The sequence below is a fragment of the Undibacterium sp. Di24W genome, assembly GCF_049340325.1.
GTDB lineage: Bacteria > Pseudomonadota > Gammaproteobacteria > Burkholderiales > Burkholderiaceae_D > Undibacterium.
In genome coordinates, this window is sequence record NZ_JBMPOP010000027.1 from 1 (window position 1) to 418 (window position 418).

Annotated in this window: 1 protein-coding gene; it reads left to right on the forward strand. The window is 41.6% G+C overall.

Annotated elements, in window-relative coordinates:
* Positions 1–418: hypothetical protein (locus ACO0KZ_RS20475; RefSeq protein ID WP_422998635.1), on the forward strand; the 418-nt coding region annotated here is incomplete at both ends.

Genomic DNA, 418 nt, shown 5'->3' on the forward strand with positions numbered 1-418 from the left:
AAACGACAAACTTCACCCCTATTAGTCAGCTTCCACCCGTGCTTGATTTACTAAGCAATATAGAAACAGAAGCAAACACACCCACGACAAAATTACGTGTGAGGGTTAGGACTTCAGAAAATTCACCGATTTCTAGTTGGAGAATTAGGGTGAATGGCCTGCTCCATAACTTGATTGACACATCAAACGAAAAACAAGTTGATAAGTTAGCGTATGAAAGGGAATTTGAAGTCGAAACGCCTTTCGGAGTAAGCGAAGTCCAAATTTTCGCAGACAACCAGCATGGCACTTCGGTTCCTGCCACCTTTAAAGTGACTAGAAAACTCACAGCAAAGGAATCAATAAAACAAAAAGAAGAGGAAGAATTCGATTTTCGTCCGAGACTGTATGTCTTGTCAGTCGGCGCTGCCAATTATTC